This window comes from Streptomyces sp. CBMA123 (assembly GCF_014596465.1).
Classification (GTDB): domain Bacteria; phylum Actinomycetota; class Actinomycetes; order Streptomycetales; family Streptomycetaceae; genus Kitasatospora.
In genome coordinates, this window is the sequence record NZ_MECK01000246.1 from 16,400 (window position 1) to 29,352 (window position 12,953).

Consider the following 12,953-nt stretch of genomic DNA (forward strand, 5'->3'; position numbering starts at 1 on the left):
GTGGCCGGGTGCGGCGGGGGGTGCGGGAGGTGCGGGAGGTATGAGCGGTGCGGAGGAATCGGAACGCTCAGACCGTGATGGTCTGGTACTCGGTGGAGGTGCCGAGGCCGTCGTCGACGCCGACCGCCTCTGACCAGCGGGCCGTTGCTCGGTCGGGCGCCGGAAAACCACCGGCGCCCGACCGAGCCGGCTGCTACGCTGGCGAACGACCTACCCCCTTCCGAGGAGTGCGGCAGACATGGCGGGTGACGACGACATCTCCGGGTGAGACCCGGACTTGACGGCCGTTGCGGGCGCGGGGCGCCCGGTGCAGCGGTCGGATTCGTCATACCCAGTCCCCCTGCTCATCCGGGCCGGACTCGTCTGCGCCCGCTCACTCCCAGGTCGTTCACCCATGTCTTCCGCGTCCATCGTCGCCTCCCAGCTGTCCTTCTCCTGGCCCGACGACACCCCCGTCTTCCAGGACCTCTCCTTCGCCGTCGGCGCCGGCCGCACCGGTCTCGTCGCCCCCAACGGCTCCGGCAAGAGCACGCTGCTCAAGCTGATTGCCGGTCAACTACGCCCGGCCGCCGGGTCGGTGGTCGTCAGCGGTACGGCCGGCTACCTCCCCCAGGACCTCCCGCTGACGGCCGGCCTCACCGTCGCCCAGGTGCTCGACGTGGCCGAGGTGATCCGGGCCATCGACGCCGTCGAGTCCGGGGACGTCGCCGAGGAGCACTTCACCGCCATCGGCGACGACTGGGACATCGAGGAGCGCAGCCTCACCCAGCTCGACCGCCTCGGCCTCGGCGGGCTGCGGCTCGACCGCCGGCTGGGCACCCTCAGCGGCGGCCAGATCGTCCGACTGGGCCTCGCCGCCCAACTGCTGAAGCGGCCGGACGTGCTGCTGCTCGACGAACCCACCAACAACCTCGACCTCGGCGCCCGCCACCGGCTCCACGACGCCCTCGGAGACTTCACCGGCTGCCTGCTGCTGGTCAGCCACGACCGCGCCCTGCTCGACCGGATGGACCGCATCGCCGAACTCGACGCGCACGAACTGCGCCTCTACGGCGGCGACTTCACCACTTACGAGCAGGCCGTGCAGGCCGAGCGGGAGGTCGCGGAGAAGAACGTCCGCACCGCCGAACAGGACCTGAAGCGGGAGAAGCGCGAGATGCAGCAGGCCCGCGAGCGCGCCGAGCGCCGGGCCGGCAACGCCGCCCGCAACCTCAAGAGCGCCGGGCTGCCCCGGATCTTCGCCGGGAACATGAAGCGCGGCGCCCAGGAGTCCGCCGGCCGCTCCGGCCAGGTGCACGCCGCCCGGGTCGACGAGGCCAGGACCCGGCTGGACGAGGCGGGGCGCGCGGTGCGCGAGGAACAGCGGCTCACCCTGGACCTCTCCGGGACCAGGGTGCCCAGCGGACGCGATCTCTTCCTCGGCGAACACCTCCAAGTCCGGCGCGACGGCAGCCCGCTGTTCGCCGAGGGCGGCGTCGACCTGGCCGTCCGCGGCCCGGAGCGGATCGCCCTCTCCGGCGCCAACGGCGCGGGGAAGACAACCCTGCTGCGGCTGCTCGTCGGGGACCTCACCCCGGACGAGGGCCAGGTCAAGCGGGCCGACGGCCGGGTCGCCTACCTCTCCCAGCGGCTGGACCTGCTGGACCAGGACCTCACCGTGGCGGAGAACTTCGCCGCCGCCGCCCCGGAGCGCCCGGAGGCCGAGCGGATGAACATCCTCGCCCGCTTCCTGTTCCGCGGCGCCCGCGCCCACCTGCCCGTCCGGGCCCTCTCCGGCGGCGAGCGGCTGCGCGCCACCCTGGCCTGTGTGCTGTGCGCCGAGCCCGCACCCCAACTGCTGCTCCTGGACGAGCCGACGAACAACCTCGACCTGGTCAGCGTCGGGCAGCTCGAAGGCGCCCTCAACTCCTACCAGGGCGCGTTCCTCGTGGTCAGCCACGACGAGCGGTTCCTGGCCGGCATCGGCGTCGACCGCTGGCTGCGGCTGGCGGACGGCAGGTTGACGGAGACCGGAGCCCCGGCCTCCTGAGGCCCACGCGCTCGCGGCGGCCGGCGGGGAGCAGGCCACCTCCCCGCCGACTGCCGCACTTCCCGAAGCGGCGCCGCTCAGTGGCGCGGGAGGCGCGGGGCCGGGGCGCCGGCGGAGCGGAGCCTGGCCTCGGTCAGCGCGGTCAGCCGGGCCGCGCTCGGGGCCTGGTCCTCGCGGTGGTGGTCGATCAGCCGGTACTGGGCGGCGGCCCGGCTCCAGGCCTGGAGGCTGTCGGCGTCCCCCAGCAGCGCCGGATTGGCGAGGAAGCGCTCCGCCATGGCGGCGGCGAGTTCCTCGATCCTCGGGTCGTCCGGCTCCCAGCTCCCGGCCTCCCAGGCGCACATCGACAGCTCGACGAACTCCTGGTCGTCCAGACGGTGTTCGAGCTGGGCGAGGAAGCCGTCGAAGCCGGTCGGCACCAGTACCCGGGCCAGTACCAGCGCCTCGCGCTGCCCGGCCACGTACGCCGGGGCGAACCCGAGGTCAGCCATTCGCTCCAGGACGGCGCAGGCGCGGTCGGGCAGCAGGGCCCGGTCGCCCTCGGTGAGCCGGTGCAGCGTGGCGCGGCGCTCCTCCAGCTCGGCGATCCGCTCGGCCAGCCGCCGTTCGACGTCGGCCAGGGCGGCTGCGAACGGCTCGGCCTCGGCGTCCAGCAGCGGCCCGATCTCGGCCAGCGGGACCCCGGCGCCGGCCAGGGTCCGGACCTGGACCAGCCGCAGCAGTTCATCCGAGCCGTACCGCCGGTAGCCGGAGGTGTCGCGCCGTGGTTCGGCGAGCAGCCCGTGCTCGTGGTAGTGCCGCACCGTCTTCACCGAGACGCCGACGAATGCCGCGGCCTGACCGATCGTGACTCCGTTCACCATCCGCCCAGCTTCTCGCGTGGTCGGACCCTGCGGCTACCCGCCCCCGCCCGGGGTTTCCCGGTCAGCCGGAGAACACCGCGGCGACCAGCCGCTGCTGGGCCTGCTGGAAGGACGCGGCGAGGGACATCTCCGGGTCGTCCACGTGGTTCAGGGCGGCCGTCAGGACCCGGCGGCCGTCGGCCGAGCCGTACATCAGCGCCGCCGAGCCGATGGTGGCGCCGTTGTGGTGGTAGACGGTGCCGCCGGCCGGGCCGAGGTCCTGGGCGAACAGCCCGAGGCCGTAGCCGATCCGCTCCTCCGGGGTGCGCATCTCGGCCAGCAGGCCGGCGGGCAGCAGCCGGCCGCCCATCAGCGCGGCGAAGTAGGTGTGCAGGTCCCGGGTGGTCGAGATCATGTCGCCGCCGGCCGCGACCCAGGAGGGATCGTGCCGGGTGACGTCGATCGTCAGCTCCTGCCCGCCGTCCTGGTAGCGGTAGTAGCCGTGGTGGTGGGGCTCGGGGATCTCGGGCGAGCTGCCGGGCGCCACCGTACCGGTCAGCCCCAGCGGGGCCAGGACCCGCCGGCGGAGCTCCTCGGCGAAGGGCCGCCCGGTGGCGCGCTCGATCACCAGCCGGGCCAGCACGTAGTTGGTGTTGGAGTAGCTCCAGCCCTCGCCCGGCGCGAACCGCGGCGCCTTGGACAGCGACAGCCGCACCAGCTCCTCGGGCGGGTAGCTGTGGAAGCGGTTGTCCACCCAGGCCTTGCCCTGCCACGGGATGCCGGGCACGACCGTCCCGTCGTCCAGGAGTTCGCCGGTGTGGCTGAAGATCCCGCTGGTGTGCTGCAGCAGCATCCGCACCGTGATCCGCCGGTCCAGCCCGAACTCGGGCAGGTACTGGTCGGCGGGGGTATCCAGGCCGATCCTGCCCTCGGCGACCAGCAGCAGCACGGTGGTGGCGACGAAACTCTTGGTGCTGCTGCCGATCCGGAAGTGCCCGTCGGTCAGCGGCTCGGCGCCGCTGCCCAGTTCGCGCGCCCCGGCGCTGCCGGCCCAGGTGCCCCGTGCGTCGCTCACCCGCAGCTGCACCCCGAGGAAGCCGGAGCCGACGAGCTCCTCCATCACCTGCCGCAGCTCCGGTCGGTCCTGGTCCTGGTCCTGGTCCTGGCCCTGGTCGGCGCCCGCGCAACGTTCGGTGTGGCTGGTGGTCATGGGGTGCTCCTCGGTGTCCGTCGTGCCCGGACCGCTGTCCGGCCGCTGCGACGAATCTCCACCCTGCCCCAGGGGCAGCCTCAAGCGTGATCCGGGTCACACCGGGTCACAGCGGGTCACAGCGGCGCTGCGGCGCTCCCTGGGCGGGAACACCGCAGCGCGGCCACGGGCGGAGCCGCCGGATCAGCCGGTGACCTCGATCGTCACGTCATAACTGCGCTGGTCCGGCGCGCAGTTGAGGGCCTCGCCGCAGACGGTGCGGGAGGCGGTCAGGTGGGCGGTGCCCGCCGTGCGGGCGGCGAAGGTGGTGGTGACGGTGCCGCAGCCGCCGCCGGGGCGGCAGGAGGGGGACGGTGCGGTGGTCGGGGAACCGGCCGGGGAGAGCACGTCGGGGGCTGAGCTGGCGGCGGCGGACCAGTACGTCCCGTGCAGTTCGACCGAGACGGCGGCGCCGACGGCGACCTTCACCGTGGTGTGGTTGGCCTTCTCGTCGGCGGTCACGGCGGCCGGGGGCGTCACGACCGTGATCGTCGGGGCCGGGGCGGACGCCGCCGTCGAGGCGTGGGTGGAGCCGCAGCCGGCCAGGGCCAGCAGGGCGGCGGCGCAGGTGAGGGCGAGGGCGGCGGGTCTTCTCAGGGTCACGGTGGTTCCTTAGTGCCGGGGTGGAAAGCGGTACCGGTTCGACGCGCGAGGCGCCGGATCGGATCCCCCCATATGCAGAAAAACCACACCGGGGTGGGCGCGAGGCCCACCCCGGTGCGTGTCGGCTAGGCGATCGTCAGGAGACGGTCACGTCGTCGTAGTAGGTGTAGGTCGGGTCACCCGGGTAGTTGTCGTCGTGGTTGCTCAGGGTGAGCGTGTACGAGTGGCCCGGGGTGACGGCCGCGGTCTGGTTGGCCCAGCTCGCGGTGGCGGCGCAGGTCTTGGCGAGGACCGTGGTGGTCGTGCCGGTGGTGTTGTCCTTCAGCGTCGCGGTGGCCCAGTCGTAGGACACGGTGTCCGGGCAGGTGTTGCTGTACCAGAAGGACAGCTTGCTGGAGCCGGACGGCGCGGTGAAGGTCTGGGCGAGCGAGGAGTCACCGGTCGGGTTGGTGGAGCCGACCATGGCGCCGTAGCTGCCGCTGTGGGCGGCGGAGGAGGTGGCGGAGGTGGAGCCGGCGCCGGTCCAGCTGGACAGGTTGCCGGCCTCGAAGCCGCCGTTGGTGATGGCGTTGCCGCCGCCCGAGCCGCCGGACTCGGTCCAGCTGAACGAGGTGCTGCCGGTGGCGCCGGTGGAGTCGGTCACGGTGACCGTCACGTTGGCGGTGCCGGCGGCGGTCGGGGTGCCGGAGATCAGGCCGGTCGAGGAGTTGATCGACAGGCCGGCGGGCAGGCCGGTGGCCGCGTAGCTCAGGGCCTGGCCGGAGGCCGAGTCAGTGGCGTGGATCTGCAGGCTGGCCGCGGTGCCGACGGTGCCGGACTGGTTGCCCGGGTTGGTGACGGTGACCGTGTTCCCCGGGTTGCCGTGGGTCAGGATGGCGTGCGAGATCGCGCAGGAGTTGGTGTCGTTCGACCAGCTGGCCTGCTCGGCGAAGGTGCCGTAGGAGCCGAAGGAGACGTTCGCGGCGCCGCCGGCCGAGCCGGGCTGGATCCAGGCGCACTCGTCGGAGTTCTCCTGGCCGTTGTACGAGCTGCCGGACACGTGGTTGGTCCAGCCGCCGGCCGGGTTCTGGTCCGACATCATCTCGTGCCACTCGTGGCCGAGGGTCATCGTGTAACCGTCCAGCGTGCCGGGCGAGTTGACGAAGCCGACGCCGCAGCTGCTGCCCTGGTCGATGTTGTACGGCTGGTTGGAGAAGGCGATGTCGCCGTAGGGCGAGCTGGCCGCGCCACCGTTGAGGGTGGTGTCACCGTTCCAGTCGTGCCAGGCGCAGTACCCGGTGGTGGGGTTCTGGTAGTCGTCCGGGTTGGTGCCGTGCGGCGACAGGATGACGTAGTACGCGTCGCGGTTGGCGGCGGCCGTGGTGTTGCCGAAGTGGCCGGCGGCCTTGACGGCCTCCTGGCCCAGCTGGTTGCCGGTGGCCTGGGCGGGCGAGGCGGCCGCGTTGTCGTACCAGACGCCGGAGAGGACGCCGCCGCTCTGGTACGGGATGTAGTTGGCGTTGGTCGGGCAGCTGACCGCGCCGGCGGCGACGTTGGGGCCGTCGCACCACTGGGTCAGGTCGGCCGACCAGGTCTCGCCGTTGGTGCCGATGCCCTTGAACATCTGCTGGGTGGCACCGGCGGCGCCGGCCGAGTCGCCGGAGAACTTGGCGTTGCCGTTGGCGTCGGTGCTCTGGCTGCCCCACTGGGTGCCGTAGAAGACCAGGTAGACCTTGGAGTGGCCGCTCTGCACGCCGATGCCGTCGACGCCGCCGCCGTAGGACAGCGTCTCCTGGCCGGTGGCCGCGGCCTGGTTGTGCTGGGCGAGCCACTGCTTGTACTTCTTCTGCTGCTCCTTGCCCAGCACCGCGCCGTGGCGGTACGGGTGGCCGGTCTGCGGGCTCCAGGGGTTGAACTCGTTGTTGACGCTGCCCGAGGAGCTGGAGATGTCCTGCGCGGAGGCCGGCGCGGCCGCACCGGCGAGGCCGGCGGCGGCGAGCGCGAGGGACGCTATGCCGGTGATCGCCGCGTACTTCGCGCGCCGCGTTCTGTGGGAGTGACCCATGGGGTGAGGGTGCCTCTCTCGTTACCGATCGCCCGTGCGGCTGGGGGGCCGCGAACGATCCCTTTGTGGGGAAGGATCGGACGACGCATTCCACCGAACGACGATTCCGGTCTTTCTTCCGGGCAACCGGAATTGACGGTCTCTCGGTGGGGCGCATCCGCTTGGGGATGAAGGAAAGCAGGTTTGACGAACGCAGGTCAACGGCGAAGGGTAAGGAAAGATTAAGAGCGGTGTCCGGGCAGGTGGGGGCAGTGATCGACGACCTGTTCAAAGCCCTCGGCATTCACTGAATGCCGGTCAGAAGACTGTTTCCGCATTCCTTGAAACGTCGTGGTTTCAACATTCCCTCATGGGCCGCGGACAGTTTCGGGATGCCGGCCCCTACAGCCGGCCCCCGGCACTGTCCGAGGACAACCGCTGGGCCAGGTACACCGGGACCACCGACAGCAGCACCAGCACCGCCGCCACCACGTTGACCACCGGCGCCTGGTTGGGCCGCGCCAGGTTGGCGTAGATCCACACCGGCAGCGTCTGGACGCCCGGCCCGGCGGTGAAGGTGGTCACCACGATCTCGTCGAAGGACAGCGCGAACGCCAGCAGCCCGCCCGCCAGCAGCGCCGACCGCACCGCCGGGAAGGTGACGTACCGGAAGGTCTGGAAGGTGTGGGCGCCGAGGTCCGCCGACGCCTCCTCGGCCGAGGGGGACAGCCTGCGCAGCCTGGCGACCACGTTGTTGAAGACCACCACGATGCAGAAGGTGGCGTGCCCGATGACCACGGTGAGCATCCCCAGGCCGATGCCCGCCGGGCCGAGCACCGTGCGGAACGCGGCGTTGAGCGCGATGCCGGTGACGATGCCGGGCAGCGCGATCGGCAGGATCACCAGGAAGGACACCGCCTGCCGGCCGAAGAACCGGTGGCGCTGGACGGCGAAGGCCGTCAGGGTGCCCAGGACGAGTGCCACCAGGGTGGCCCCGGCGCCCGCCCGCACGGAGGTGAGCAGGGCGCTGCGGGCACCGTCGGACTGCCAGGCCCGCACCCACCACTCGGTGGTCAGCCCGGTCGGCGGCCAGGCGAAGGAGCGGTCCCGGTTCAGCGAGTTGAGCAGGACCAGCAGCAGCGGCAGGTACACCACGGCGAGGCCGGCGGCCATGGCCGCGCGCAGCGCGATCCGGGCACGGCGGGAGAGGATCACGGGGGCCTCCTAGAGCTGGTCCTACAGGGAGTCCAGGGCGCCGGTGCGGCGCACGGCGAGCAGGTAGCCGACGATCATCACCACCGGTACGCAGGACAGCGCGGCGGCCAGCGGCAGGTTGAGCGTCACGTTGTCGGCGATCGCGGTGCCCAGCACCTGGGTCTTGCCGCCGACGATCCGCACCGTGATGTAGTCGCCCAGGCTCAGCGAGAAGGTGAACACCGATCCGGCGAACACCGAGGGCAGGACCTGCGGGAGGACCACCGAGCGGAACGTCCGCCCGGCGGAGGCGCCCAGGTCGGCCGAGGCGTCCAGCAGGTTGGCCGGCAGGTTCTCCAGCCCCGCGTAGACCGGCAGGATCATGTACGGCAGCCACAGGTAGGCGAGGACGACGATGACCGCCGTCGTGCCGTACCCCGGGCTGGACACCCCGAACGGGCGGCCCAGCCAGTCGAGGACGCCGCCCTGGCTCAGGATGACCCGCCAGGCGTAGGTCTTGACCAGGTAGCTGGCCCAGAGCGGGGTCAGCACCGCGACCACCAGCAGCTTGCGGGTGCGCGGCCGGGCGATCCGGGCCAGGTAGAAGGCCATCGGGAAGGCCACCACGGCGTCGATCACGGTGACGGCGGCGGCGATGCCGAGCGTGCGCAGGGCGACCGTCCGGTAGACCGGTTCGGTGAGCACGGTGTGGAAGTTGGCGGTGTTCCAGACCCGGACGACGTCGTAGGTGAAGTCGTCGACCGCCCAGAACGCCGACAGCAGCAGGACGGCGAGCGAGCCCAGGTAGGCGAGCACCAGCCAGGCCATCGGCGCCGACAGCAGCAGCGCCAGCCGCAGCCCGGCCCGCCGGTGCAGGACGGCGGCCACCCGCCGTAGGCCTCCCCGCCGCCGGGGCCGGGCGGCCGTGGTGGTCGTGGTGGTCGTGCTGGTCGTCATCAGCCCTTGATCTCGGTCCAGGCGGACGTCCAGGCGGCGTAGTCGGTGCAGGCCACCGTGCGGCCGTCCAGGCAGCTCTTGACCGGGGTGGTCCAGTAGTAGACGTCCTTCCAGTAGGCCTCGTCGGCGGCGTGGAAGGTGCCGCAGAAGCCCTTGTCCGTCGTGAGGTCGCAGGCCTTGGCGTTGGCCGGGGCCTCACCGAACCACTGGGCGACCTGGGCGTTGGCGGTCGGCGAGACGATCCAGTTCATCCACTGGTAGGCGCAGTTGGGGTGGGCGGCCTTCGCCGAGACCATCCAGGTGTCCGACCAGCCGGTGGCGCCCTCCTTCGGCAGCACCGCCTTGACCGGCGCCTGGTCGGCCTGCGCCATGTTGGCGATCACCTGCCAGCTGGTGCCGACCACGGTGTCCCCGGTCTTGAAGGAGTTCTCCGCCTTCTGGAAGTCGCTCCAGTACTCGCCGATCGCCTTGTGCTGGGTCTTCAACAGGTCGACGGCCGCCTTGAGTTGGGTCTCGTCCAGGGCGTAGGGGTTCTTGATGCCCAGGTCGGGCTTGGTCTTCATCAGGTACAGCGCGGCGTCGGCGAGGTAGATCGGCGAGTCGTAGGCGGTGACGTGGCCGGAGTACTGCGAGGCGCCGTCGAAGACCACGCTCCAGGAGTCCGGCGCCGGGGTGACCTTGTCGGTGCGGTACATCAGCAGGTTGGCGCCGCGGCCGTGCGGGATGCCGTACATCTGACCGTTCACCGAGCTCCAGGGCTGGTTCTTCAGGCCGTCGAAGACGTCCGCGTAGTTCTGCACCAGCGCGGTGTTGACCGGGGCGACGTCACCGGCCGCGATCAGCCGCAGCGTCGCGTCGCCGGAGGCCGAGACGGCGTCGTACTGGCCGGTCTTCATCAGCGAGACCATCTCGTCCGAGGTGCCGGCGATCTTCGCGTTGACCTTGCAGCCGGTCTGCTGCTCGAAGGGGTGGACCCAGTCGACGGTCTTGTCGTCCGAGCCGTCCTCGGCGTAGCCGGCCCAGGCGACCAGGTTGACCTGGCCCTCGCCGGCGCCCAGCGACTGGAGCATCGGCAGCTTCGGCGGGTTCAGGCCGTGCGAGCCGGTCGTGCTCCCGGACGTGCCGCCGCTGCCGCACCCTGCGACGAGCAGGACGGCGGCGGTGGCGGCGGCCGCGGTGCGGGCGATCTGGGGGAGGCGCATGCGAGGTGTTCCGATCTTCGGGGAGAGGGGTCGAGGGGCGGTCAGGAGCCGACGCGGACGGTGTGCTTGCGCTGCCAGGCCAGGACGACGTCGGTGCCGCGGTGGCGCAGGACGTCGGCCGAGCCCTCGTCGAGGTTCTGCCGGACGGCGGTCAGCCGCCCGCCGGCCTCCAGGTCCACCAGGAACCGGGTGTGGCCGCCCGCGTAGACGACCTCGGCCACCCGGCCGGTGGCCGACAGTTCGTCGGGCCCGGCGGGGTCGTCCGGGTGCGCTATCCGGATCTTCTCCGGCCGGACGCTGAACAGCCCGGCCTCGCCCACCACCTGCTCGGCGGCCGCGCCGTCCAGCAGGTTGGAGGTGCCGACGAAACCGGCGACGAAGGCGGTGGCCGGGTACTCGTACACCTCGGCGGGCGAGCCGAGTTGCTCGATCCGCCCCGCGTTGAACACCGCCACCCGGTCGCTCATCGTCAGGGCCTCGTCCTGGTCGTGGGTGACGAGCACGAAGGTGATCCCGACCTCGCGCTGGATCCGCTTGAGTTCAGCCTGCATCTCGTGCCGCAGCTTCAGGTCGAGCGCGCCGAGGGGTTCGTCGAGCAGCAGCACCCTGGGGCGGTTCACCAGCGCCCGGGCCAGGGCCACCCGCTGGCGCTGGCCGCCGGACAGCTGGGCCGGGCGCCGCCCTTCGAAGCCGTCCAGCCGGACCATCGCCAGCGCCGCGCGCACCCGCTCCGCCCGTTCGGCCCTGGGCACCCGGCGGACCATCAGGCCGTAGCCGACGTTCCGCTCGACCGTCATGTGCGGGAACAGCGCGTAGTCCTGGAACACCGTGTTGACGTCCCGGTCGAACGGCGGCAGGCCGGTGACGTCGGCGCCGCCCAGCAGGACCCTCCCGGCGGTCGGCGCCTCGAAGCCCGCGATCATGCGCAGCACCGTGGTCTTGCCGGAGCCGGACGGGCCGAGCATCGCGAAGAACTCGCCCTCGCCGATCTCCAGGTCCACGCCGTCGACCGCGCGGACCCGGCCGCCGTCGAAGGTCTTGGCCAGCCCTTCGAGCCGGACCGCGCCGGGGGCCGGATCCGCGCGGGGTGGACGGTCGTGGCTGCTCAACTCCGCTGGCCCTTCCGGGTGATGTGACAGGAGGACGGTCAGGGCGAGTCGCCCCGTCCGGTTCGCTGGGAACCCTAGGAAGAGATCACCCCATCCGGCTATGGACGCCCGCACGGTCTTCCGCCGCCGAGTTGTGCGGCGCTACAGTCCGGCGCATGCCGGTGACACTGCGCGATCTGCTTCAGGAAGAGGGCCTCGGCCTGCGACTGTGCACCGGCACGGCCGGGGTCGAACGGGTCGTGCGCTGGGTCGCGGTGACGGAACTCGCCGACCCCTCGGAGTGGGTGACGGGTGGCGAGCTGCTTCTCACCACCGGCCTGCGGCAGCGCACCGCCGCCACGCAGACCGCCTTCGTCCAGCGGGTGGCGGCGGCCGGCGTCTCGGGGATCGGCTTCGGCACCGGGCTGAGCCACCCCAGCGTCCCGCGGGCGACGGTGGCGGAGGCCGAACGGCTGGGCCTGGCGGTGCTGGAGGTCCCGTACGAGACGCCGTTCATCGCGGTGAACCGGCTGGTCGCCGAGCGGATCACGGCCGAGGACCACAGCGCGCAGCGGCGCCTGGTCGACCAGCACGACCTGCTGGTCCAGGCCCTGTTGAGCGGCGAGGGCCTGACCGCCCTGCTGCGGGTGCTGCGGCGGGCCTGCGGCTGCGAGGTCGCGGTGGTGGACCGCCACGGGGTGGTCCTCGCCGCCAGCCCGGAGCGGGCCGGGGCACTGCTCGGGCCACCCGGGCCCGCGCCCGCGAGCGGCATCGGCGGGGCCGGGGCGCTGCGGCTGCCGGTGCGGGTCGACGGGGTGGTCACGGCGTTCCTGTGTCTGCGCTCGGCCGGGCCGGCCGCGGACGTGCTCCCGTACGCGGTCCGGCTGGTCGGGCTGGAGCTGGCCCGTCGTCAGGCCTACCTGGCGGGGCGGCGGGAGCTGGTCGGCCAGGTCGTCGAGGACGTCGTGCGGGACGTGATCGCGCCGGCGGCCGCCGAGCGCAGGCTCGCCGTGTTCGGGCTGGACCCCCAGGGCGCCCACCGGGTGGTCCTGGGCCGGCTGGCGCCGGAGGACGAGCGGTCCGGGGAGCGGTCCGGAAGCGGCCGCCAGGAGGCGGAACGGCGGTTCGCCCGGCTGGACTGGCAGTCCGCGGGCCGCCCGGACTCCCCCGAGCCCGTGCTCACCGCCGTCGTCAACCGGTACCTGGTGGCGGTGCTCCCGGCGGCCACCCCGGTGGAGGAGCCGGCCCGACGGTTCGGCGCCGCGCTGTCCGGTCTGGACGCCCGCGCCTCGGTCGGCATCGGCGGCTGCTACCGGGGGGTCGACGGGCTGCGCTGGAGCTGGTTCGAGGCCCAGGCCGCCCTCACCAAGGGCCACGGGGTGCACGGCGGCGACCCGCTCAACCTGCCGCGCCTGCTGCTGTCCACCCCGGACCTCCCGCTGAAGGAGCTGGCCGCCGAGGTGCTGCGCCCGCTCACCCGGTTCGACCAGGCCAACCGCGCCGACCTCGTCGCGACCCTGCACGCCTACCTGGCCGCGGACTGCTCGGTCCAGGCCGTCGCCGACCGGCTGTACGTCCACCGCAACACCGTCCGCTACCGGCTGGACCAGATCGAGCGCCTCACCGGCCGATCGCTGCAGTCCCTGCAGGACCGCTTCCAGCTCTGGCTGGCCCTGCTCGCCGCCTACCCGGAGCGCCAACCGGCCGTCCCGCGGCACGACTGACGGCCGTTCGGGTGACCCCGGTCCGCCGGTGTCACCCGAACG

At 72.5% G+C, this 12,953-nt stretch carries 10 protein-coding genes; 2 read left to right on the top strand and 8 right to left on the bottom strand.

The window, feature by feature from the left end:
- Positions 1-394 precede the first annotated feature (394 nt).
- Entirely contained in the window at positions 395-2,029 is a 1,635-nt protein-coding gene (locus tag BG452_RS25235) for an ABC-F family ATP-binding cassette domain-containing protein (protein WP_188306652.1), read from the top strand.
- A gap of 77 nt (positions 2,030-2,106) precedes the next feature.
- On the opposite strand, the gene BG452_RS25240 is transcribed toward BG452_RS25235, so the two are convergent.
- The 8 genes from BG452_RS25240 to BG452_RS25275 form a co-directional block, all read right to left on the bottom strand.
- Entirely contained in the window at positions 2,107-2,892 is a 786-nt protein-coding gene (locus BG452_RS25240) for a MerR family transcriptional regulator (protein ID WP_188306653.1), read from the bottom strand.
- 61 nt (positions 2,893-2,953) lie between these two features.
- Positions 2,954-4,081, bottom strand: coding sequence for a serine hydrolase domain-containing protein (locus tag BG452_RS25245; RefSeq protein ID WP_188306654.1), 1,128 nt, complete (start codon positions 4,079-4,081; stop codon positions 2,954-2,956).
- Between the two features lie 183 nt (positions 4,082-4,264).
- Entirely contained in the window at positions 4,265-4,723 is a 459-nt protein-coding gene (locus BG452_RS25250; protein WP_188306655.1) for a hypothetical protein, read from the bottom strand.
- Between the two features lie 136 nt (positions 4,724-4,859).
- Positions 4,860-6,767: a putative Ig domain-containing protein gene (locus BG452_RS25255; protein WP_188306656.1), complete on the bottom strand. Its 1,908-nt coding sequence runs from the start codon at positions 6,765-6,767 to the stop codon at positions 4,860-4,862.
- A 381-nt stretch (positions 6,768-7,148) separates the two neighbouring features.
- On the bottom strand, positions 7,149-7,961 hold the full coding sequence (locus BG452_RS25260) for an ABC transporter permease (RefSeq protein WP_188306657.1): 813 nt from the start codon (positions 7,959-7,961) through the stop codon (positions 7,149-7,151).
- 21 nt (positions 7,962-7,982) lie between these two features.
- Complete coding sequence (locus BG452_RS25265) at positions 7,983-8,897, bottom strand: ABC transporter permease (RefSeq protein ID WP_188306658.1); 915 nt, start codon at positions 8,895-8,897, stop codon at positions 7,983-7,985.
- Positions 8,897-10,099, bottom strand: coding sequence for an ABC transporter substrate-binding protein (locus tag BG452_RS25270; protein ID WP_188306659.1), 1,203 nt, complete (start codon positions 10,097-10,099; stop codon positions 8,897-8,899). Before BG452_RS25270 ends, BG452_RS25265 begins: the two co-directional genes overlap by 1 nt.
- A gap of 41 nt (positions 10,100-10,140) precedes the next feature.
- Positions 10,141-11,208, bottom strand: a complete 1,068-nt coding sequence (locus BG452_RS25275; protein ID WP_188306660.1) for an ABC transporter ATP-binding protein — start codon at positions 11,206-11,208, stop codon at positions 10,141-10,143.
- A 155-nt stretch (positions 11,209-11,363) separates the two neighbouring features.
- Between BG452_RS25275 and BG452_RS25280 the strand changes: the two genes are divergently transcribed.
- The gene (locus BG452_RS25280) at positions 11,364-12,911 is read left to right on the top strand and encodes a PucR family transcriptional regulator (RefSeq protein WP_188306661.1); all 1,548 of its coding nucleotides are present in this window, start codon (positions 11,364-11,366) and stop codon (positions 12,909-12,911) included.
- The last annotated feature ends 42 nt before the right edge of the window (positions 12,912-12,953 follow it).

Excerpts from the sequence above, each read along its gene's own strand:
- BG452_RS25235 (WP_188306652.1), top strand. The coding sequence starts at position 395 with ATGTCTTCCGCGTCCATCGTCGCCTCCCAGCTGTCCTTCTCCTGGCCC.
- BG452_RS25270 (WP_188306659.1), bottom strand. The coding sequence starts at position 10,099 with ATGCGCCTCCCCCAGATCGCCCGCACCGCGGCCGCCGCCACCGCCGCC.
- BG452_RS25280 (WP_188306661.1), top strand. The coding sequence starts at position 11,364 with ATGCCGGTGACACTGCGCGATCTGCTTCAGGAAGAGGGCCTCGGCCTG.
- BG452_RS25255 (WP_188306656.1), bottom strand. The coding sequence starts at position 6,767 with ATGGGTCACTCCCACAGAACGCGGCGCGCGAAGTACGCGGCGATCACC.
- BG452_RS25265 (WP_188306658.1), bottom strand. The coding sequence starts at position 8,897 with ATGACGACCAGCACGACCACCACGACCACCACGGCCGCCCGGCCCCGG.
- BG452_RS25245 (WP_188306654.1), bottom strand. The coding sequence starts at position 4,081 with ATGACCACCAGCCACACCGAACGTTGCGCGGGCGCCGACCAGGGCCAG.
- BG452_RS25240 (WP_188306653.1), bottom strand. The coding sequence starts at position 2,892 with ATGGTGAACGGAGTCACGATCGGTCAGGCCGCGGCATTCGTCGGCGTC.